We start from the raw sequence: 21,406 nt of genomic DNA on the forward strand, positions 1-21,406 counted from the left end.
ACGCTTCGGCCGGTCGCGAACCGCAACTCCGAGAGGGCAGAGGATGCCGAAAGTCGCGCTGATCACCGGGATCACCGGGCAGGACGGGAGTTACCTCGCCGAACTCCTGCTCGGCAAGGGCTATGTCGTACACGGGCTGAAACGCCGCTCGTCGAGCTTCAACACCGAGCGGATCGACCGGATCGACCTGCACCCCCGCGACCCGGAGGCGCACCTCTTCCTGCACTACGGCGACCTGGCCGACCCGGCGGCGCTGACCGGGCTGCTCCGGGACATCCGCCCGGACGAGGTCTACAACCTCGGTGCGCAGAGCCACGTCCGGGTCTCGTTCGAGATCCCCAACTACACCGCCGACATCACCGGGCTGGGCGCGATCCGGATGCTCGACGCGATCCGGACCGCCAAACTCGACTGCCGGTACTACCAGGCGTCCTCGTCGGAGATGTTCGGCGCCACCCCGCCGCCGCAGCGGGAGAGCACCCCGTTCCACCCGCGCAGCCCGTACGCCTGCGCCAAGGTCTTCGGCTACTGGGCGGCGGTGAACTACCGCGAGGCCTGGGACATGTACGCGGTCAACGGCATCCTGTTCAACCACGAGAGTCCCCGGCGCGGCGAGAACTTCGTCACCCGCAAGATCACTCGGGCGATCGCCCGGATCGAGGCGGGCATGCAGGAGAAGCTCTACCTCGGCAACCTCGAGGCGGTACGGGACTGGGGATACGCCCCCGAGTACGTCGAGGCGATGTGGCTCGCGCTCCAGCAGGACGAACCCGACGACTACGTGGTGGCTACCGGCACCGGGCACACCGTACGGGAGTTCCTGACCGCCGCGTTCGGCTACGCCGGCCTGGACTGGGAGAGGTACGTGGCGATCGACCCGGCGTACTACCGGCCGTCCGAGGTGGACGCGCTGATCGGCGATGCCGCGAAGGCCCGCCGGCAGCTCGGCTGGGCACCGAAGACGCTCTTCGGCGACCTGGTCCGGATCATGGTCGACGCCGACCGGCAGCTGCTGGAGGACGAGCGGACCGGCCGGCTGGTCCGGGTGGACCGGTAACCGGCGGCCGGGAGGGGGACGACCAGGTGGAGATCAGAATCGACGGCACCGCCATCCTGCCCGGACACTCGGCCGGGGTGGAGGCGTTCACCTACGGCCTGCTCCGTGGACTCACCGCGGAGCAGGCGCACCGGATCGAGGTGACGATCGTCCGGGGTACCCGGCGGAGCTGGCGACGCGAGCTACCGGACGACGCCCCGGTGCGCTGGACCGAGGTCCGGCAGCCGCTCCGGGCCGACGCCCCGCTCGGCGGCGGACTGCGCCGGGTGCTGCCCCGGCAACTCCGGTCGGCACCGCTGGCGCACCGCCTGGTCACCCTGCTGCGCAGCCGGGCCAACCCGGTGCCGGCCGGCGACGACCGGGTCACCCTCTATCCGTTCGGTGGCGTGCCGGCCCGGGCCCGCCGCTCGGTCGTGGTGGTGCACGACATGCGCCGGTTCCACCTGCGCTACGACTCCGCGCCGATCACCGAGATCTTCGCCCGGAACATCGCCGAGGCCGACGCCCTGGTCGCCTCCTGGCCGCACCCGTACCGGCAGCTCCTGAGGACGTTTCCGGAGGCCGCGGCGAAGACGGCGCTGATCCCGTTGCCGGTCTTCCACGCCCGTCCGGCCGGGGCGTCGACGGAGCCCGATCCCGGGTTGCTGCTCTATCCCTCCTCGACCGCGGCGCACAAGAACCACCTGAACCTGCTGGAGGCGCTCGCCCGGCTGCCGGAGTTCCGGCTCGTCTGCCCCGGGCCGCTGGTCGAGCCGCAGGCCGGGCAGCTCACCGCCCGGGCGGCCGCGGCCGACCTGCGTACCCGGGTCGTCTTTCCGGGGTTCGTGCCGGTGCCGGCGCTGGAGCGGCTCTACGCCCGGGCCAGCGCGGTGGTCGTACCGTCGCTCTGGGAGGCGGCCAGCGGGGCGATCTTCGAGGCGTTCAGTTGGGGTCTCCCGGTGGCCTGTGCCGACGTGGAGCCGCTGCGCGCGCAGGTCGAGTTCGCCGGGGCCGAGGTCTGCTTCTTCGACCCGCACGACCCGGAATCCATCGCGGCGGCGATCCGCCGGCTGCTCGCCGACCGCCCCCGGTACGCGGCGGCCTCGCGGCGCGCCGCCGACCGGCTGAGGGCGCGTACCTGGACGGATACCGCCCGAGACTACGTCGCGGTACTCGAGTGGGTGGCCGGCGGCCGTTCCGGCCCGGTACCGCAGTCACCGTTCCTGACCCCAGACGCCGTCGGAGGCAGCCCGTCATGAACCCCGCCCTGCGCTATCCGGTCGCCCGCCCGTCCCTGACCGAACTGGAGGAGGCGTACGTCCTGGACGCCCTGCGCAGCGGCTGGGTCTCCTCGCAGGGGCCGTACCTGCGCCGCTTCGAGGCGGAGTTCGCGGCCCGCTGCGGCACCCCGACCGCGGTGGCGACCGGCAACGGCACGGTGGCCCTGCACCTGGTACTCGCCGCCGCCGGGATCGGCCCGGGCGACGAGGTGGTGGTGCCGGCCCTGACCTACGTGGCCACCGCCAACGCGGTCGGCTACTGCGGCGCCCGGCCGGTCTTCGCCGACGTCGACCCGGCCACCTGGTGCGTCGACGTCGACCGGGTCGAGGCCGCGATCACCGAACGGACCAAGGCGGTCCTGGCGGTCGACCTGTACGGCCATCCGGCCGACTACCCGAGGCTCCGAGAGGTCTGTGCCGCGCACGGCATCCTGCTGGTCGGCGACGCGGCCGAGTCCTTCGGCGCCCGGCTCGGCGGTACCGGTGCCGGTGCGCTGGCCGACGTCACCACCTTCTCCTTCTTCGGCAACAAGATCCTGACCAGTGGCGAGGGCGGCTGCGTCACCACCTTCGACCCGGCACTGGCCGAGCGGATGCGGCTGCTGCGCAACCAGGGGATGGATCCGCAGCGGCGCTACTACTTCCCGGTGGTCGGCTTCAACTACCGTCTCACCAACCTGGCCGCCGCGCTGCTCTGCGCCCAGTTGGAGCGCGGTACGGCGATGGTGCAGCGCCGCCAGCAGATCGTGGCGACGTACGAGAAGGCCTTCGCGGACCTGGGCGCGCTGACGCCGCAGCCGGTGGCGGTCGGGGTCGAGCGTGCCCCGTGGATGGCGTCCTTCCTGGTCGGCCCGGCCGGCGACAGGCAACTGCGGGACCGGCTGGCGGCGGAACTGGACCGGCTCGGCGTCGAGACCCGGCCGTTCTTCGTGCCGATCCCGGACCTGCCGCCGTACCGGTCGGCGTCCGGCGGCGACTTCCCGGTCACCGCCGACCTGAGCCGGCGGGGCATCAACCTGCCGACCTATGCCGACCTCACCGATCCGGAGGTGCTGGACATCGCCGACCGGGTACGCACCGCGCTCGCCCGGCTCTCCGCCGCCGGACCGGCCTGACCACCGCCGGCCGGCCCGGACCGGGCCACCGCCGGCCCGGCCTGACCACCGGACCTGTCGGAAACGACGGTCCGGCCCGGCTCGCGGATCAGACGGGTTCGAGCACCGGTTCCACCCGGCGCCGGAACCGCAGCAGCGAGCGGTAGCTCCACCACCAGCCGACGGCGCCGCAACACGCGACCCCGGCCATCGCCCAGGCCGCCCCGGCCGCCCCGAACAGGTGCCCGGCCCCGACGATCGCGCCGACCCGGATCGGGGCGAGCGCCGCCCCCAGGACCAGGGTCCGGGCGCCGGCCCGCTCGATCCGGTGTCCGGCGGCGGCCACCATGGCGGCCACCATGAAGACGCTCTCGACGGCGAGCGCCGGCAGCAGCGGGCGGGCGAACTCCCAGTTCGCGCCGAGCAGCGCCCGGCCGACGAGATCCGGCAGGGCGGGCAGGGCCAGCGCGAGCGGCCCGACCAGCGCGACGATGCCGGCGGTGACCCGGGCCGCCGCGCGCAGCCGGATCGCTGGCTCGGCGGCCCCGCTCCGGGCGAGGTACGGGATCAGCAGCGCGGAACTGCCGCCGATCAGCAGGGTGATCGGTCCGAGCGCGGTCCGCGCCCCGCCCAGCGCGCCGACCACGGCCGTTCCGGCCACCGCCGCCAGGGTGGCGGTGGCGAGTTGCGCCGTCCCCGAGCCGACCAGGAAGTGCAGGCCGAACGCGAGCGCGGTCCGGGTCTCGGCGCGTCCGACCGGCCAGCCGGGCAGCAGCGCGCAGCGCCGCCGGACCGCGCCGAGGTAGCCGACCAACGCCCCCGAGCCGGCCCACACCACGAAGGCGGTCGAGGCGCTGAGCCGGCCCGCCAGGGCGAGCCCGGCACCGGCGCCGCTGGCCAACGTCCAGAGCAGCTCGTACCGGAGGATCCGCCGGGGATCGGCCACGCCGAGCCCGTACGCCTTGAGGTAGTCGTAGAGCACCAGTCCGGGCAGCGCCAGGCCGACGACGACCAGGTAGCGGTTTCCGGCCAGTACTCCGACCGTGCCGAAGAGGACTCCGGCCGTGCCGCCGAGCAGGCAGACCCGCCGGGCGGAACGGCGGAACGGCGCCGGATCCCGCCGGTCCGCCTCGGCCAGCACCGACTCGGTGACCATGGCCCGGGCCAGGCCGGAGGCGAGGACGTACAGCGAGAAGGCCAGCGCGTACCGGCCCAGTTCGCCCAGCGAGCCGCCGTGGGCCACGGTGATCGCGAGCAGCATGTTGCCGAGGCTGGACGTCGCGGTGACGAGGACCGCGATCGGGGCCCGTCCGCCGGAGGGGATCCGGTCGCGCACTCTCCGGAGGCTCGCCCGCCAACCGGGCCCGACCGTCACCGGGCCGGTCGGCCGGCCCGGGGCACCGGCACCCGGCCGGAGGGGCGTGCCGGGGCCGGCCGGTCCGCCGGGGTACTCCGGGTCAGCAGCAGCACCAGGAAGACCGGTACGGCGGCCACGGTGTTCTGGGTCGCCGCGATCGTCGACTCCGGATGGCCGTTCGACCAGAGCAGCGGTCCGGCCACCACGAAACAGAACAGGCTCAGCCGCAGCGGTCCGGGCGCCCCGCGCAGCCGGAGCAGCAGCCCGGTGACCAGCGCCCAGCCGCCGTAGTAGACCACCACTCCGGCCGGGCCGTCGACGAAGTGGACGGTCCCCAGGGTGAGGAAGTTGAACGAGGACCTGTCGCTGCCGCCGAGGAACCGGTTGATTGCCGCCCCGGTGGCCAGTGGCGGCCGGTCCGGGTCGAGGATCCGGGGCACGAGGCCGTACCGGAGATAGCCCGCCGGGCCCGGCTGGCCGACGTCCACCGGTACGTCGTAGGCACTGGCCCGGCCGATCTGCTGGTCGAACCGGAGCCGGTCGGCGGCGGTCACCTCGCTGGAGACCTTGACGCCGTTCTCCTCGCGGATCGTGTTGCGCACCGTGAAGACGGTCGGCCAGGCCAGGAAGAGCAGCACGGCGGCGACCAGCACGTAGCGGGCCCGGATCACCCCGCAGATCGCGCCGGCCGCCGCCACGAAGGTGAGGTAGCCGACGAGGGTGACGGAGATGGCGGTCAGGAACACCAGCAGCACCTGCACGCCGACCAGCGCGACGGTCCAGCGGTAGAGGCTGGCCAACCGGGCGTGGCCGCCGTGGACGCTGGCGATCAGGAGCGCGAAGGCGAGGTACTTCCAGCCGGAGACCAGGGCCACCACGTTCACCAGCGGGGAGGCCGCCTGCGCCCCGGCGACCTGGGCGAAGACGCTGCCGCGGCCGGCGTACCCACCGACGAGTTCCGCGACGATGCTCACCACGGCCACCGCGCGGGCGACGAGGAAGAGCCGCGGGTATCCGGAGTTGGCCTCGGCGAAGGTCTGCGGGCCGGTGCCGTGGGCGGTTCGGCGGCGCCTGGGCGCACCCAGCGGCGCCAGTACCGTCTCGACGAGTATCGAGGCCGCCAGGGCCAGGCCGAGCAGCCTGAGTACGAACCCGAGGTCGGGATTGCGGTTCAGCACCGCCATCGGCAGGACCAGGATCAGGTACGGCGCCAGCAGCAGCACGCTGACCGGATGGCGCTGGAGCAGCCGGACCAGCGGGGTACGGACCGGCTGGGTACGGACCGGCGGGGTACGGACCGGCGCCGGCCGTACCGGCCGAGGGTCGCCGTCACCGGAACCGGCAGGTGCGGCCGGGGCGGGTCGGCGCTGCCGGCCGGGCCGCCGGGACGGGGCGTGCGGGTCACCCCGGTGCGGGGAGGTGGTGATCTCCATCTACCGGCGACCCCGGCCTTCCGGTGGCAGGTCCGGGCGCCTGTGGCCATCCGTCAACGGTCCGGGTCCCCTCCCTGTCCCAGTCGACCGGCAGGGGTCGACAACCCGTGGGCCACCAGGGTCAACGAGGTCGCCGGCGAACCGTCACGGCTGATCTGCGGCTTCCCCGTCACCTCGATCCGGCCGCACCGTTCAGTACGAATAGGGATTCTTTTGGGCAAGAGCGTATTACCGTCGCCGGGACGGTGGTCGGGCCCGCCGCCCCGTCACCCCCGCTCTGGCCTCCCCTGGGCCGACCCCGCACACCGACCCACGGCACGGCGCCCGGGCAGCAGAGACTCGAAGGTGACTTCCCACGATGCGCGAGGCAGGACTGCTCACCGCCACCATGTCCGGTCCGTCGCGGGCCGGGACCGGACCCGCCCCTCCGGCGACGCCGGACATCCCGAACGCGCTCACCCGACTGCTCCGGCCACCCGGTCCTCGGGTGGGCGGTCCGGCACCGGCTGAGGGCCGGCCGTGACCGTCTCCGTACTGACCGGCCTGGTGTTGCAGTTCCTCGCGGCCGTCCTCGTGCACGTGACGATCCGGGGCGACTGGCTGCGGCGCCCGGCCGCCCTGATGCTGCTGATGGCGATCCTCGGCCACGGCATCACCGAGATCATGCAGTGGATCTGGCCCGGCCGGAACGGGTACTTCCGGGACTACGTCTCGCAGGCCGCGCTGGACAACTGGATCCGGCTGGTCTCGGTCGCGATCCTGAGCTACGCCGTCGCCTACGTCCTGGTGCTGCGGGTCGGCCGACGGGACGCGGGGACGGCCGGCGGGGAGAGCGCCGCGCGCATCTCCCGCCTCCGGCTCGGCTGGCTGCTGCTGCTCGCCGCTCCCCTGCTGCTCGCGACCTTCCAGGGCCGGGGAGCGCTGCAACCGGTGGCGCCCGGGCAGACCGCGTCCCGGGAGAACTACGCGCTGGTCGGGCTGGCCGGTCAGTTCCTGGTCCCGCTCCTGGCGGTGATCGGCGCGATCGTCCTGGTCCGGTACGGCACCCGCTGGATGCTCCCGCTCTTCGTCGTCCAGGGCGCGCTGCTCTCGATGGCCGGCAGCCGTTCGATGATCGTGACAGCCTGCCTGCTCTCGCTCTTCGGTGCGCGGCTCTGCGGGGTACGCCTGTCGCGCAAGCAGGTCGCCTGGGTGGTGGTCGTGGTGGCCTTCTTCACCGTGCTGATCTCGTCGACCCGCTCCGTCGCCGGGCGGGAGACCTTCACCCAGGGGATCGGCGCCGAGCGGCGGATCGACGGGCTCGTCAACGGCGTCGCCGCGCTGCCCAGCGCGGAGAGCCGGGAGGCGGTCCTGAACGACTTCGTCTACCGCTTCGACACCAACACGTTCGGCACGCTGGTGCTGGAGAGCCTGTCCCGGCACACCCCACCGGTCGGGCTGGCGACGACGCGGAACAACCTCCTGATCGTCGTACCGAGCTTTCTGAATCCGGAGAAACTCTCCAGTACGGTCGAGAGTCGCAGCGAGGAGTCCTTCCTCGACCGCAGGTTCGGGCTGGACCAGCGGGTCGACTGGCTCCCGGGGATCTTCGGCACGATGCTCGGCTACTTCGGACCGCTCGGCCTGCCGGTGCTGGCGCTGCTCTTCGGCGCTGCGATGGGTTTCGCCGAGCGGCTCGTCCTCCGTCGGGCGACCACCGCCCGGTTCCTGCTCGGGGTGGGGTTGACGCAGTGTGCGCTGCTCTACTCGGCCGGCCCGCAGGCGCTGTTCGTGACGATGCGTGGCGTGCTCCTCTTCGTGCTCCTGCTCTGGGTCGCCGCCGCGCTGCGCCGCGGCTACGCCGCCGCCCGGTTCCGGACCGATCCGGTCGGGACATCGCGGCTGAAGGGGCTCAAGGAGACAAAAAACGTGAAAGTGGCCCCTTAGTCCTCACCAAGGGACTAAGTGTGGTTTACCTGCCGGGAGTTCCTCGCTGAGCTGCCCGAATACCGCTCACACCAGTACACCAGGAGGCTCCATGCCGCCCAGCGCCGCCGCCACGACCGGAAGCCCGCCGACCGCCCGGCGCCGGCGGCCCGGATTCGACCGGGCCGCACTCCTGGTCACCGACGCCGCGGCCTGGACGATCGGCTTCGGCTCGGGCGCCTGGACGAGGTACGAGTTCGCCCTGACCACCAGCCAGCTCGTCCGGGCGCTCGCCGTCGGCATGCTCGCCGCCGCGCTGCACGCCACCATCGCCTCGGTCGGCCGCCGCTATCTGGGCCGGCATCCGCTCGGCAGCCTGCCGGACCTGCGCGCCCTCTCGGTCGCGGTGGCCGGCACCGCGATCCTGGTGTTCCTGGCCGACATCGCCCAGCCCGACCGGCCGGTCCCGGCCAGCACCCCGCTGGTCGGCTCGGCGGTGGCTCTGCTGCTGATGGTCTGCGCCCGGGTGGCGTACCGGCACCGCCGGGACCGCTGGCTGCGCCCGGACACCCGGTCGGCCACCCCGGTGCTGCTGTTCGGCCTCGGCTCGGCCGGTCAGGGCCTGCTGCACGCCCTGGTCACCGATCCACAGGGCAGATACCTGCCGGTCGGGCTGCTCGACGACGACCTCGACAAGCGGAATCTGCGCATCGACGGTGTCCGGATGCTGGGCGGTCGCCGGGAGATCCGGGAGGCGGTCGCGCAGACCGGCGCCACCACGCTGATCTTCTCGGTGGCGAACGCGGACGCCGACCTGATCCGGGAGATCCGGGACGCCACGCTACAGGCCGGCGCCGACTTCAAGGTGCTGCCGCCGGTCTCCGAACTGGTCGACCACCGGATCGGCGTCGCCGACGTACGCGACGTGGAGATCGACGACCTGCTGGGCCGCCGGCAGGTGGCCGCCGCCCTGGTCACCGCCGACTCGACGCTGACCGGTCAGCGGGTACTGGTGACCGGCGCCGGCGGCTCGATCGGCGCCGAACTGTGCCGGCAGATCCTCCGGGCCGACCCGGCCGAACTGATGATGCTCGACCGGGACGAGTCGGCGCTGCACAGCCTCCAACTGTCGGTCACCGGCCGGGCACTGCTGGACGGCCCGGAGCTGATCCTGGCCGACCTGCGGGACAGCGAGGGAATCGCGCGGATCGTTCGCGAACGGCGCCCGGACATCATTTTCCACGCCGCTGCGCTCAAACACCTCACGCTTTTGCAGCGGCACCCCGGAGAGGCGATCAAGACGAATATCTGGGGCACGTTGTCGGTCCTGAACGCCGCTCGGGGCGTGGCCAGATTCGTGAACATATCAACCGACAAGGCGGCGAACCCGATCAGCGTACTCGGCTATTCCAAGCGGATCACCGAACGGCTGACCGCGTACGCCGCCGCGACCAGTCCCGGCACATTCCTCAGCGTACGGTTCGGCAACGTGCTGAGCAGTCGGGGATCCGTGGTGACCGCGTTCCGGGCCCAGATCGACGCCGGCCTGCCCATCACCGTCACGCACCCCGACGTCACCCGTTACCTGATGAGCGTGCACGAGGCCGTGCAACTCGTGCTCCAGGCGGCGGCGATCGGGCGGGACGGCGAGGCGCTGGTGCTCGACATGGGCGCCCCGGTACGCATCGACGACCTGGCCAGGCAACTCGCCGCGCACGCACCCGGCCAGCCGCGGATCGTCTACACCGGTCTGCGGCCCGGCGAGAAGCTGCACGAGGACCTGCTCGGTGACGGCGAGGTCGACGTACGACCGCTGCACCCACTGGTCTCGCACGTCTGCGTCCCGCCGCTGAACCCGACCGAGGTGACCGGACTGGACCCCTTCGACGAGCCGGAGAAGGTGATCGAACGCCTCGCCTGGCTCTGCGCCCAACCGGAGGGTCCCATCCCACCCGTGGCACTGGTGCCGAATACCCGAAACGCTCATCCCTCCTCGTCCCGGTCGACGTGAGGCCGGTCGGGAATTGGACATGCCGCTGGCGGGTCGCCGCAGCCCGTAGCAGGATTTCGGAAAATTGCCGCCGGAGCGGGCGGCTACCGTCACCCGCCCGTCGACGCTTCTGCCCGATCGTCGAAAGCGAGTGATTCCCGCCGAACGGAATTCGCGTCACAGAATGGTCGGCGCGACGTTCGGCGACGGTTTCCACAGTCACCGATCTCCTGGAGACACCACCGTGACCGAGAAGTTCGGCCTGATCGGCTTCGGCTACTGGGGCGCCAACCTCGCCCGGAACCTCGACAAGCTGGCCGGTGACCGGTGGCGCTATCTGGTGGACGCCAGCCCCGAACGGCGGCAGGCGGCCACCGAGCGCTACCCGCGGGTACGGGCCACCGGCGACCTCGACGCGGTACTCGGCGACGACGAGGTCCGGGCCGTCCTGATCGCCACCCCGGCGCCGAGCCACGCGCCGCTGGCCCGCCGGGCGCTGGCGGCCGGCAAGCACGTCTTCGTCGAGAAGCCGCTGGCGATGTCGGTCGCCGACGCGGTCGGGCTGGCCGAGACCGCCGACCGGTACGGCCTGGTGCTGATGGTCGGGCACACCTTCGAGTACGTCCCGGCGGTCGAGCGGATGCGCGACTACGTCCGGTCCGGCGAGATCGGTGACGTCCTCTACCTGCACTCCCAGCGGCTCAACCTCGGCCGGATCCAGAACGACCTGCACACCTTCTGGTCGATCGGCCCGCACGACGTCTCGATCGCCAACTACCTGCTCGACGCGGAGCCGCGCTGGGTCGCCGCCCAGGGCGGGCGTTACCTGCACGACGGCGTCGAGGACGTCACGTTCGTCACCGTCGGCTACCCGGGCGACGTGGTGGCGCACATGCACGTGAGCTGGCTGGACCCGGCGAAGACCCGGCGTACCACCGTGGTGGGCACCCGGCGGATGCTGGTCTACGACGACCTGAACACCGACGCCCGGCTCACCGTCCACGACAAGGGGGCCGAGCCGCTGGAGCCCGACGGGGACGGCGTACGGCGCTACCGGCTGCGCGACGACGCGGTGCACGTACCCGTGCTCTCCCCGGCCGAACCGCTGAGCCTGGAGTTGCGGCACTTCCTCGACTGTGTGCACACCGGGGCGCGCCCCCGGACGGACGGCTGGAACGGCGCCCGGGTGGTGGCGGTGCTGGAGGCCGCCGACGCCTCGCTGCGGGCCGGCGGCGCGACCGTGCCGGTGCCGCCGGTCCCCGGTCCGGCGGACGTCACCGCGACACCCGGCGGGCGCCCGCACCCGGACGGCCCGCATCCCGACCTGACCACCGCCGCGCACTGAGACCTTTCGCCGCACGGGTCGAGCGAGGTCCACCGAGCACGAAGGAGCCTGACATGCCCGGAATTCCCCTGGTCGACCTGGCCGCCGCGTACGACCGGCACCGGGCCGCGATCGACGCGGCGATCCGCGACGTCGTCGAGGAGACCCGGTTCATCCTCGGCCGCGAGGTCGGCGAGTTCGAGTCGGCCTTCGCCGCCTTCTGCGGCACCTCGCACGCGGTCGGGGTCGCCTCCGGCACCGCCGCGATCCACCTGAGCCTGGCCGCGCTCGGGGTCGGGCCCGGCGACGAGGTGGCGGTGCCGGCGCACACCTTCGTCGCCACCGCCGAACCGGTGAGCTGGCTGGGCGCCCGGCCGCGCTTCGTCGAGGTGGACGCCGAAACCGGCGGGATGGACCCGGACGCGTTGAAGTCGGTGCTCGACCGGGTCCGGGCGGTACTGCCGGTGCACCTCTACGGACTGCCGGTCGACCTGACCGCGATCGGCGCGCTCACCACCGCAGCCGGGGTGCCGCTGGTCGAGGACGCCGCCCAGGCGCACGGCGCCGAGTACGTCCACGACGACGGTTCGGTCGTCCGGGCCGGGGCGTACGGCCGGATCGGCTGCTTCTCGTTCTATCCCGGCAAGAACCTCGGCGCGTTCGGCGACGCGGGCGCGGTCACCACCTCCGACCCGGCGCTGGCCGAGCGGATCCGCCGGCTGGCCGACCACGGCCGCACCAGCAAGTACGAGCACCTCACCGTCGGCTACGCGGCCCGGCTGGACACGATCCAGGCGGCCGTACTCGCGGTCAAGCTCGGCACCCTGGCCCAGGGCAACCAGCGGCGGCGGGAACTGGCGGCGGCGTACCGGTCCCGGCTGGACGGGATCGGTGACCTGGTACTGCCGGTCGAGCCGCCGAACCGGCGCGGCGTCTACCACCTCTTCGTACTCCGTACCCGGCACCGGGACGGTCTGCTGACCCACCTGCGCGACGCCGGCATCGGTGCCGGGGTGCACTATCCGATCCCGTTGCACCTGCAACCGGCGTACGCCTCGCTCGGGTACGGCCCCGGCGACCTGCCGGTGACCGAGGCGTGGGCCCGGGAGTGCCTCTCCCTGCCGATCTACCCGGAACTCACCGAGGAGCAACTGGAGACGGTCGTCGCCGAGGTACGCGGCTACTTCGAGCGGGTGTGACGGAATTCGGGCGGATGTGACGGAGAGGTCCGGCCGGCGGTCCGCCGAACCGGTCGGGGGCCGCACACCGGAGCGCACACCGTCCACTTCGGCCTCCGGTCGGCGTCCGATTTGACAACAACGCCCTGTTGTGCTTCGGCTACAATGAGCCGCGACGATGTCACCCAACCACGGGGAGGGGTTGCGATGAGCCCGGTTGGTCCATCGGTCGGCGGGGCGGCCGGCGCCGCGATCGGCGCGGCAGCCGCCGCGGTCATCGGACAGATCAATGTGGAGATCGACGGTCTGGCGAGCGTGGCGGCGGCGATGCGTGAGGAGCTCAAGGAGGGCTACCGCACCCAGGTTCCGCCGGTGCACGACGCCATGCAGCACGGCGCCACCATCGGCGACCAGCTCGAGGGCGACGACTGGCTGCGGCTCCAGGACCGCTACGACGAGTGCATCCAGAAGAGCCTGGAGGCACTGGTCAACCTGGACAAGGGGACCCAGGCGGTGGCGCAGGCCGCGGAGCGGATCGCGGCCAACTACCGCGGCTCCGACGCGTTCGCGCACGCCACGGTCAGCGACGTGCACGAGGTCCTGCCGCCGACCGCGCAGACCGGGCCGGGGTCCCGGGCGAACCCGGCCGCACCGGTCACCGGGACGGGAGGCGACGGCAATGGCTGAGGAGTACATCCCGCGCCTGTGGCGGCTCGTCGATGCGGCACAGCAGAGGTTGCAGCCGAGCCGGGAGCAGGTGGCGGCCTGGGAGCGGACGTCGGGCATGTTGGGCGGGCACGCCGCCAGGTTGCAGAACTGCCGCAACCAGCTCGCCGCACTGTGGCCGCCGGAACAGAACGCCGCCTCGGCGGCGTACATGGTCGAACTGGACCGGCTGATCGAGGCGAGCCGGCAGACGTCGACCGCGGCCCAGACCAACGCCACGCACATCGGGCACGTGGCGGACGCCATCGAGCAGGCCCGGACCAAGCTGGAGCCGATCTACCGGGAATACCTGGAAAACCAGCGGAAGCTGGCCGACTACCAGCGCCAGGTGGAACTGGCCGGCGATGTCGGCGGGACGGTGGGCGGGACCGCCGCGTCGCGCTTCGGCCTGACCGCCCTGGGTCAGAAGGCCGGCGACTTCCTCGGCGAGGGCGCGATGAAGGTGCTCACCGACCCGCCGGTGAGCGATGCCCAGCAAGCGGCGCTGGTCGCCCGGGCCCGCGCGGTGCAGACGGAGATGGACGGCGCGGCACGGGACGGCGCCGGCCGGATCCGGCCACCAGGGGTGTACAAGCCTCCGGTGATCATCAACGACGACGGGCGGGAGTTCGACGACGACGACTCGGACGGTACCGTCCAGCCGCCCATCGTCCACCCGCCGCCGCGCCGCCGGGCGGAGCGGGAGGACACCCGGCCCGGCTTCATCGACGGTACGCCGCCACCGACCATCCACACCGAACTGACTCCGGAACAGGTCACCCCACCCACCTACCCGGTGGACGACGGCCCGACCCTGACCGGTGTCGCCCCGCCGACCACCGGACCACCCCCGCCGGTGACCCCGGTTCCGCCCGGGCCACCGGTCGGTGTGCCGGCTCCGGTGCCGACGGTCGTCCCGCCGACCATCGGCGTTCCGCCCGGCATCGGCGGGCCGCCGGGGGTCGGGCCGGGACTGGGCAACGCCCCTCGTGGCGGTCCCGGCGGGACGGGGAAGGTCGGCCCGTTCGGCTCGGCACCGACCGGGGTGCCGCCCGGCGGCGTGATCGGCGCCCGGCCCGGCGGCGCCACCGGGGTGCCGGGCGGCGTCGGGGCGCCGCGCCCGGGCGGCGTACCCCGGGGGGTGAATCCGGTCGGCGGCGTCATCGGGCCGCAGGGCGGCCGGCCCGGCGGGGTGCCGGGCGGCGCCAGGGCGGGCACCCGCCGTCCCGGCACGGGAACCGGCGCCGCCGGTTCCGGCGCCTCGGGCGTGCCCGGCGGCGCACGCGGCCGGCGGGACGCCGACGAGTCGGAGCAGCGGCAGTGGGACCCCGACAACCCGTGGGAGGTCGAGCAGGGCGTCGCGCCCGAAATCGAGCCGAACCGGGACGTCGGCCGGCACGAGCCCGGTGGCGGAATCCTCGGGAAGGACAGGTGAGCGGAGGCACCCGGTTCCCCGCACGGCTGCCGCGCTGGTGCGCGGCAGCCGTCTGCGGTCTGCTCGCGGTACCGCTCGGCGCGCCGCCGGCGTCGGCGGACTCGACCCGGGACCGGCAGTGGCACCTACGGGCGCTCGGCGTCGCCGAGGCGCACCGGGTCACCCAGGGTGCCGGCGTCGTGGTGGCGGTGCTCGACACCGGGGTACGGGCCGACCACCGGGACCTGACCGGCAACGTCCTGCCCGGTGTCGACGTGACCGGTGCGCAGACCGACGGCCGGCAGGACGCCGACGGGCACGGCACCGCGATGGCGGGACTGATCGCGGCGCACGGACACGGGTCCGGCAATGCCGACGGGGTCCTCGGAATAGCCCCGAAGGCCAAGATCCTGCCGGTCCGCGCCATGCGTACCGAGTCCGGTGCCGGGGACGACCTCCCGCTGGCCATCCGGGAGGCGGTCCGGCGCAAGCCTGGAGTGCTGTCGCTCTCCCTCAGCGGCGGTGCCAGCGAGAGCCTGCAGCAGGCGGTCCAGGAGGCGTTGGCCGCCGACATCGTCCTGGTCGCGGCGGCCGGGAACCGGCCGAGCGACGCGTTCGTCGGTTATCCGGCGGCCTACCCGGGAGTGCTCGCCGTCGGCGCCACCGGGCGGGACGGGAAGCTGGCCCCGGTCAGCGTCACCGGTAACTCGATCGGGCTGGTCGCGCCCGGGGTGGAGATCGCCTCCAGCAGCCGGACCGGGGCGTACCGGTCGGGCACCGGGACGAGCGACTCGACGGCGATCGTGGCCGGGGCGGCCGCCCTGATCCGGGCGAAGTACCCGGATCTGCCCGCGGCCGAGGTGGTGCACCGGCTCACCGCCACCGCCACCGACCGGGGCTCCCGCGGCCGCGATCCGGAGTACGGGCACGGCGTACTCGACCTCGTCGCGGCGCTGACTGCCGACGTCGAGCCGGCCGGGGCGCAGCCGAGCCCGGAAACCGGACCGACTCCCCCGGTCGACGCGACCTCACCGGCGGTGGCCGCTCCCCCGCCCGGCGACGGGTCGACCGAACTCCAGCTCAGCCCCGCCGCGTACGCGATCGGCGGCTCCTGCCTGCTGGTGCTGCTGGCCGGTGCCGGCGTACTCGGCTGGTTGCTGCTGCGGGGCCGGCGCCGCCGGCAGGGCGGCGTCGGGCCGCCACCCGTACCCGGGCAGCCGGTGCCGGCCCGTCCCGCCCCGGTGCCGGGGTATCCGGGACCATCTGGTGCCCGGCCGTATCCGTCGGCTCCGCCGGCCGCGCCCGAGCATCCGGGTGGCTACCCGCCGGGGTACGGCCCGCCCGGACCGCCGTACCCGCCGAGGCGTCCCGGTGCACCGCCGCCCGGCGGATAGCCGGCCGGGGCGGGGCTCGACCGGCACCGGGCCCGGGGTGGGCGTAGCGTGCTGGGGATGCGGCACGGCGGGCCCGGCGACTGGGCGGAGCAGCGACGGCAGGCGATCACCGCTCGGGCGATGGCCGACCAGCGCCGCCGGGACGCGGAGCACGAGGAGGCCCGGCTGCTCGTCGAGGCGTTCGCGGCGGCGGCCCGTGAGCGTGGGCTGCGCCGGACCAGGCTGACGGCGCTCGGCTACGACGGCCGGACCCGATACCGGACCAACCTCACCGGCTGGTATCTGGACCTCGCCCGGATCCACGCGGTGGACGCGGCCGGGAACTTCTACCTGCTGACCGTGCCGACCAGCCTGCGTGCCCGGTTGACCGGGGCGACGCCGCAACCGCAACCGCCGAAGCTGGTCGTCGGCGAGGGCGGGCCGGACGGCCAGTCGATGCCGCTGGCGGCGCTGCTGCGCAAGCGGCTGGACGCCGGTGACCGGTGGCCCGAGCCTCCGGCGTCGACGGCCCGGGACTGACCGCCGCCGCAACCGGGTGCCCGTCGCGGAGCCGACCCACCCGTCCGGTCAGCCCTGTTTCAACACGTCGGTGATCAGGGCCTGTGCCTCCTCCTGGAGCCGGCCGAGGTGCTCCGGTCCCCGGAACGACTCCGCGTAGATCTTGTAGACGTCCTCGGTGCCGGAGGGGCGGGCGGCGAACCAGCCGGACTCGGTGCTGACCTTCAGCCCGCCGATCGCCGCACCGTTGCCCGGCGCCTCGGTCAGGGTCGCGGTGATCGGCTCACCGGCCAGTTCGGTGGCGGTGACCTGCTCCGGGGAGAGCTTCCCGAGTACCGCCTTCTGGGCCCGGTCGGCGGGCGCGTCGATCCGGGCGTACGCCGGCTCGCCGAACCGGCTCACCAGGTCGGCGTAGTGCTCGCTCGGGGTACGCCCGGTCACCGCGATGATCTCGGCGGCCAGCAGGCAGAGCAGGATGCCGTCCTTGTCGGTGGTCCAGGTCCGGCCGTCGCGGGCCAGGAACGAGGCCCCGGCGCTCTCCTCGCCGCCGAACCCGACCGAGCCGTCCAGCAGTCCCGGTACGAACCACTTGAAGCCGACCGGGACCTCCAGGAGTTTCCGGCCGAGGTCGGCGGCGACCCGGTCGATCATGGAGGAGGAGACCAGGGTCTTGCCGACGGCCGCGTCGGCGGACCAGTCCGGCCGGTTGCCGAACAGGTAGGAGATCGCCACCGCCAGGTAGTGGTTCGGGTTCATCAGCCCGCCGTCCGGGGTGACGATGCCGTGCCGGTCCGCGTCGGCGTCGTTGCCGGTGGCGACCTGGTAGTCGGCGCGCCGGGCGATCAGCGAGGCCATCGCGTGCGGGGACGAGCAGTCCATCCGGATCTTGCCGTCCCAGTCCAGGGTCATGAACCGCCAGGTCGGGTCCACCAGCGGGTTCACCACGGTCAGCTCCAGGCCGTGCCGGTCGGCGATCTCGCCCCAGTACGCCACGCTCGCGCCGCCCAGCGGGTCCGCGCCGATCCGCACCCCGGCGGCCCGTACGGCGGCGAGGTCGAGGGCCGAGGGCAGGTCGTCGACGTACTCGGCGAGGAAGTCGTACCGGCCGGTGGTGTCGGCGGCGCGCGCCCGGGCGTACGGGATCCGCCTGACCTCGCGCAGGCCGTCGGCCAGCAGCGCGTTCGCCCGGTCCTGGATCCACCTGGTCGCGTCGGTGTCGGCCGGCCCACCGTGCGTGGGGTTGTACTTGAAGCCGCCGTCCGACGGCGGGTTGTGCGACGGGGTGATCACGATCCCGTCGGCGAGCCCGTCGCTACGCCCGGCGTTGTGCCGGAGCACGGCGTGCGACAGCGCCGGGGTCGGGGTGTAGCCGTCCCGGCTGTCGACCAGCACCGTCACCTCGTTGGCGGCCAGCACCTCCAGCGCACTGACCATCGCCGGCTCGGAGAGCGCGTGCGTGTCGCGGGCCAGGAAGAGTGGCCCGTCGACGCCCTGGTCGCGCCGGTATTCGCAGGTCGCCTGCGTGATCGCCAGGATGTGCTGCTCGTTGAAGGCGGCCCGCAGGCTCGATCCACGGTGCCCCGAGGTGCCGAACGAGACCTGCTGCGCCGGGTCGGCCGGGTCCGGCCGCTCGGCGTAGTACGCGGTGACGAGCCGGGGCACGTCCACCAGGTCCTCGGGCTCGGCGGGCTGGCCGGCGCGGGCGTGGACCGACATGTGACCTCCTTCTGGCACGGGCGTGGTCGGGCGGAACCCGTCGGCTCCGCCGGTGGTGGCCGACGGGTCAGGGCTCGACGCGCTGCCCCTTGCCGACGACCACGATGCCACGGTCGGAGACCGTGTACCGCTCACGGTCGCGGTCCAGGTCCACGCCGATCTCCGCGCCCTCCGGCACCACCACGTTCTTGTCGAGGATGGCGTTGCGGACGACGGCGTGCCGGCCGATCTCCACACCCTCCATCACCACCGAGCCTTCCACGTGGGCCCAGGAGTGCACCCGGACATTCGGCGAGACGACCGAGTTCTCCACCAGGGCGCCCGAGATCACCACCCCCGGGGAGATCATCGAATCCACCGCCCGGCCGACCCGCTCCTCCAGGTCGTGCACGAACTTGGCCGGCGGCCACGGCGGGTGGTCGGTGTAGATCGGCCACTCGTAGTTGTAGAGGTTGAAGACCGGGTGTACGGCGATCAGGTCCATGTGCGCCTCGTAGAACGAGTCCAGCGTCCCCACGTCCCGCCAGTACGCCCGGTCCCGGTCGGTGCTGCCCGGCACCTCGTTGTCGCGGAAGTCGTAGACGTTCGCCTCGCCCCGCTCGACCAGCATCGGGATGATGCTGCCGCCCATGTCGTGCTTGCTGGTCCGGTCGGCCGCGTCGGTCTCCACCGCCTCGCAGAGCACCCTGGTGGTGAAGACGTAGTTGCCCATCGACGCGTAGATCTCGTCGGGCGAGTCCGGCAGGCCCTTGGCGTCGGTCGGCTTCTCGCGGAACGCCTGGATCCGCCGGCCGTCCGAGCCGACCTCGATCACGCCGAACTGGTCGGCGGCGGCGAGCGGCTGGCGGATGCCGGCGACCGTCACCCCGGCGCCGGAAGAGATGTGCTGCTCCAGCATCTGCCGGGGGTCCATCCGGTAGATGTGGTCGGCGCCGAACACGATGACGTAGTCCGGCTGCTCGTCGTTGATCAGGTTGAAGCTCTGGTAGATCGCGTCGGCCGAACCGGCGAACCACCACGGGCCGCGGCGCTGCTGCGCCGGTACCGGCGTCACGTAGTTGCCGAGCAGGTTCGACATCCGCCAGGTCTTGGTGACGTGCCGGTCCAGCGAGTGCGACTTGTACTGCGTCAGCACCACGATCTTCAGGAACCCGCCATTGGCCAGGTTGGACAGCACAAAATCGATCATGCGGTACATGCCGCCGAACGGGACGGCGGGCTTGGCCCGGTCTGCGGTCAGGGGCATCAGTCGCTTGCCCTCTCCCCCGGCCAGGACGATCGCGAGGACCTTGGCTGACATGTCACGACGGTAACGGAGCCGGCAGTCCGCCGCACGGGGCTCGTCTGCTTCGTCCCACCAAGATCTTCAACGGCCCGATTCGCCCGACTCCACCGCCCCGTCCGTCGCCGGCCGAGGCGCCGCGACGGTCACCGGTCGAGGGCCTCGGCAGCCGCCTCGGCGACGCGGTCGGCCAGTACACCGAGGAGTCGGGAGTCGAGCCGCCACTGCTGCCAGTAGAGCGGGACCTCGACCACCGCCGCCGGGTCGATCGGCACCAGGTCGCCGGCCGGGTAGCGGTCGCTCTGCTGGGGCGGCACCATTCCCCAGCCGAGCCCGAGCCGGATCGCCTCGGGGAAGTCCCCGGAGGACGGGACGTAGTGGCGCGGCGGGTTCCAGGACCGACGGGACCGCTGCCGGAGGTAGCGCTCCTGGAGGTCGTCCCGGCGGTCGAAGACCACCATCGGGGCGCGGGCCAGCGCATCCAGCGTCGGGCCCTCCGGCAGCCAGGTCCGGACGAACTCCGGACTGGCCATCGGGCGGTAGCACATCCGGCCGAGCGGGCGTACCGCACAGCCCTGCACCGGGCGGGACTCCGAGGTGATCGCCGCCATCGCCGTACCCTGGCGGAGCAGTTCGACGGAGTGGTCCTGGTCCTCGCGGTAGAGGTCGACACAGATCCGTTCGCGGGCGGCGGCGGCCAGCGCCGGGAGCACCCAGGTGTTCAACGAGTCGCCGTTGACCACGATCGGGATCCGGCTGAACTCCGCCGGCTCGGCCGGGTCCTGGCCCAGTTCGCCGAGCGCGTCGGTGACCAGCAGCGCGACCTGGCGGGCCAGCCGGAGCACGACCTGACCGGACGGGGTGGGGCGGGCCGGCTTGCCGCGCTCGACCAGCACCCGGCCGAGGGTGCTCTCCAGCGCCTTCATCCGCTGGCTCACCGCCGAGGGTGTGACGTGCAGCCGCCGGGCCGCCGCCTCGAACGAGCCGTGGTCGACGACGGCGACGAAGGTGCGGAGCTGCTCCAACTGGAGGTCCATGGTAAGCAATCCTAATGGATCATAAGAATGATTAGCTGGAGTGATCTGGCCGGCTTCCCTATGGTCGAGGCCGTGATCCTCTCCTCCACCGCCGTCCCGCCCGGCCCGGTGCCGCTGCTCCTCACCGGATTCGGCGTCGGTCTGTCCCTGATCGTGGCGATCGGCGCCCAGAACGCGTACGTGCTCCGCCAGGGGGCACGCGCCGAACACGTACTCCCGATCGTGGTGATCTGCGCCGTCTCGGACGCGGTACTCATCCTGGCCGGCATCACCGGGATCGGGGCGGTGGTCGAACGCGCCCCGGCCGTGATCACCGTGGTCCGCTGGGCCGGTGCCGCCTTCCTGGTCGGTTACGGCCTGCTCGCCGCCCGCCGGGCCTTCGGCGCCCAGAGCCTCCAGGCCGGCAACGGCGGCAGCGGCGTGCCGGCGCGCACGGCCGTACTCACCGTGCTGGCGATGACCTGGCTCAATCCACACGTCTACCTGGACACCGTCCTGCTGCTCGGCTCGATCGCCAACACCCACGGCCCGTCCGGCCGGTGGTCGTTCGGGGCCGGGGCCGCGCTCGCCAGCCTCGTCTGGTTCGCCGCCCTCGGCTACGGCGCCCGACGCCTCGGCCGCGCCTTCGCCCGCCCCCTCGCCTGGCGCATCCTGGACGCCCTGATCGCCACCACCATGCTCACCATCGGCATCAGCCTGGTGCTGAAGGGGTGACCTCCGGCTCCTTCCCGGAAAGGGTGCTCCCGGCCGCGGCCGGGGCCGC

17 protein-coding genes and 1 pseudogene are annotated in these 21,406 nt (G+C 73.0%); 13 read left to right on the top strand and 5 right to left on the bottom strand.

Annotated features, from left to right (window positions below; translation table 11 throughout):
* Nucleotides 1–43 precede the first annotated feature (43 nt).
* Genes gmd through V1634_RS32925 form a run of 3 tightly spaced genes read left to right on the top strand, consistent with a single transcriptional unit; the run spans nt 44 to nt 3,431 of the window.
* On the top strand, nt 44–1,057 hold the full coding sequence (gene gmd / locus V1634_RS32915; RefSeq protein WP_331211523.1) for a GDP-mannose 4,6-dehydratase: 1,014 nt from the start codon (nt 44–46) through the stop codon (nt 1,055–1,057).
* Between the two features lie 26 nt (nt 1,058–1,083).
* Nucleotides 1,084–2,295, top strand: a complete 1,212-nt coding sequence (locus V1634_RS32920) for a glycosyltransferase (RefSeq protein WP_331211524.1) — start codon at nt 1,084–1,086, stop codon at nt 2,293–2,295.
* Nucleotides 2,292–3,431, top strand: coding sequence for a DegT/DnrJ/EryC1/StrS family aminotransferase (locus V1634_RS32925; protein WP_331211525.1), 1,140 nt, complete (start codon nt 2,292–2,294; stop codon nt 3,429–3,431). Before V1634_RS32920 ends, V1634_RS32925 begins: the two co-directional genes overlap by 4 nt.
* A gap of 88 nt (nt 3,432–3,519) precedes the next feature.
* Here the strand turns inward: V1634_RS32925 and V1634_RS32930 are convergent, their stop codons facing one another.
* Both V1634_RS32930 and V1634_RS32935 read right to left on the bottom strand, forming a co-directional pair.
* A complete protein-coding gene (locus V1634_RS32930; RefSeq protein ID WP_331211526.1) occupies nt 3,520–4,746 on the bottom strand; it encodes an MATE family efflux transporter in 1,227 nt (408 codons plus the stop codon).
* 35 nt (nt 4,747–4,781) lie between these two features.
* Nucleotides 4,782–6,200 (bottom strand): hypothetical protein, encoded by a 1,419-nt coding sequence (locus V1634_RS32935; RefSeq protein WP_331211527.1) that lies wholly within the window; start codon nt 6,198–6,200, stop codon nt 4,782–4,784.
* 358 nt (nt 6,201–6,558) lie between these two features.
* On the opposite strand from V1634_RS32935, the gene V1634_RS32940 reads away from it, so the two are divergent.
* The 9 genes from V1634_RS32940 to V1634_RS32980 all read left to right on the top strand — a co-directional run bounded on the left by V1634_RS32940 (nt 6,559) and on the right by V1634_RS32980 (nt 16,629).
* Entirely contained in the window at nt 6,559–6,723 is a 165-nt protein-coding gene (locus tag V1634_RS32940) for a hypothetical protein (protein ID WP_331211528.1), read from the top strand.
* Nucleotides 6,720–8,126, top strand: a complete 1,407-nt coding sequence (locus V1634_RS32945) for a hypothetical protein (protein ID WP_331211529.1) — start codon at nt 6,720–6,722, stop codon at nt 8,124–8,126. Before V1634_RS32940 ends, V1634_RS32945 begins: the two co-directional genes overlap by 4 nt.
* A 91-nt stretch (nt 8,127–8,217) precedes the next feature.
* Complete coding sequence (locus V1634_RS32950) at nt 8,218–10,116, top strand: nucleoside-diphosphate sugar epimerase/dehydratase (RefSeq protein WP_331211530.1); 1,899 nt, start codon at nt 8,218–8,220, stop codon at nt 10,114–10,116.
* Nucleotides 10,117–10,339: 223 nt separating this feature from the next.
* The gene (locus V1634_RS32955; protein ID WP_331211531.1) at nt 10,340–11,440 is read left to right on the top strand and encodes a Gfo/Idh/MocA family protein; all 1,101 of its coding nucleotides are present in this window, start codon (nt 10,340–10,342) and stop codon (nt 11,438–11,440) included.
* Between the two features lie 53 nt (nt 11,441–11,493).
* The gene (locus V1634_RS32960; protein ID WP_331211532.1) at nt 11,494–12,618 is read left to right on the top strand and encodes a DegT/DnrJ/EryC1/StrS family aminotransferase; all 1,125 of its coding nucleotides are present in this window, start codon (nt 11,494–11,496) and stop codon (nt 12,616–12,618) included.
* Between the two features lie 186 nt (nt 12,619–12,804).
* A complete protein-coding gene (locus V1634_RS32965) occupies nt 12,805–13,284 on the top strand; it encodes a hypothetical protein (RefSeq protein WP_331211533.1) in 480 nt (159 codons plus the stop codon).
* Complete coding sequence (locus tag V1634_RS32970) at nt 13,277–14,737, top strand: MCP four helix bundle domain-containing protein (RefSeq protein ID WP_331211534.1); 1,461 nt, start codon at nt 13,277–13,279, stop codon at nt 14,735–14,737. Before V1634_RS32965 ends, V1634_RS32970 begins: the two co-directional genes overlap by 8 nt.
* On the top strand, nt 14,734–16,110 hold the full coding sequence (locus tag V1634_RS32975) for a S8 family serine peptidase (RefSeq protein ID WP_331211535.1): 1,377 nt from the start codon (nt 14,734–14,736) through the stop codon (nt 16,108–16,110). The genes V1634_RS32970 and V1634_RS32975 overlap by 4 nt, the downstream gene beginning before the upstream one ends.
* A 57-nt stretch (nt 16,111–16,167) precedes the next feature.
* A complete protein-coding gene (locus V1634_RS32980) occupies nt 16,168–16,629 on the top strand; it encodes a hypothetical protein (RefSeq protein ID WP_331211536.1) in 462 nt (153 codons plus the stop codon).
* A 48-nt stretch (nt 16,630–16,677) separates the two neighbouring features.
* Here V1634_RS32980 and pgm read toward each other — a convergent pair whose 3' ends face one another.
* The 3 genes and pseudogenes from pgm to V1634_RS32995 all read right to left on the bottom strand — a co-directional run bounded on the left by pgm (nt 16,678) and on the right by V1634_RS32995 (nt 20,643).
* Nucleotides 16,678–18,324, bottom strand: a complete 1,647-nt coding sequence (gene pgm, locus V1634_RS32985) for a phosphoglucomutase (alpha-D-glucose-1,6-bisphosphate-dependent) (protein ID WP_331211537.1) — start codon at nt 18,322–18,324, stop codon at nt 16,678–16,680.
* 67 nt (nt 18,325–18,391) lie between these two features.
* Nucleotides 18,392–19,630 (bottom strand): annotated as a pseudogene (gene glgC / locus V1634_RS32990) (glucose-1-phosphate adenylyltransferase); the annotation flags it as partial.
* A gap of 122 nt (nt 19,631–19,752) precedes the next feature.
* The gene (locus V1634_RS32995; RefSeq protein ID WP_331211538.1) at nt 19,753–20,643 is read right to left on the bottom strand and encodes a LysR family transcriptional regulator ArgP; all 891 of its coding nucleotides are present in this window, start codon (nt 20,641–20,643) and stop codon (nt 19,753–19,755) included.
* Between the two features lie 72 nt (nt 20,644–20,715).
* Here V1634_RS32995 and V1634_RS33000 point away from each other — a divergent pair, with 72 nt between their 5' ends.
* Nucleotides 20,716–21,357 carry a LysE/ArgO family amino acid transporter gene (locus V1634_RS33000; protein ID WP_331211539.1) on the top strand — a complete coding sequence of 214 codons (642 nt, stop codon included), beginning with the start codon at nt 20,716–20,718 and terminating at the stop codon, nt 21,355–21,357.
* The last annotated feature ends 49 nt before the right edge of the window (nt 21,358–21,406 follow it).

Source organism: Plantactinospora veratri (assembly GCF_036421995.1).
GTDB classification, from domain to species: Bacteria; Actinomycetota; Actinomycetes; order Mycobacteriales; family Micromonosporaceae; genus Plantactinospora; species Plantactinospora veratri.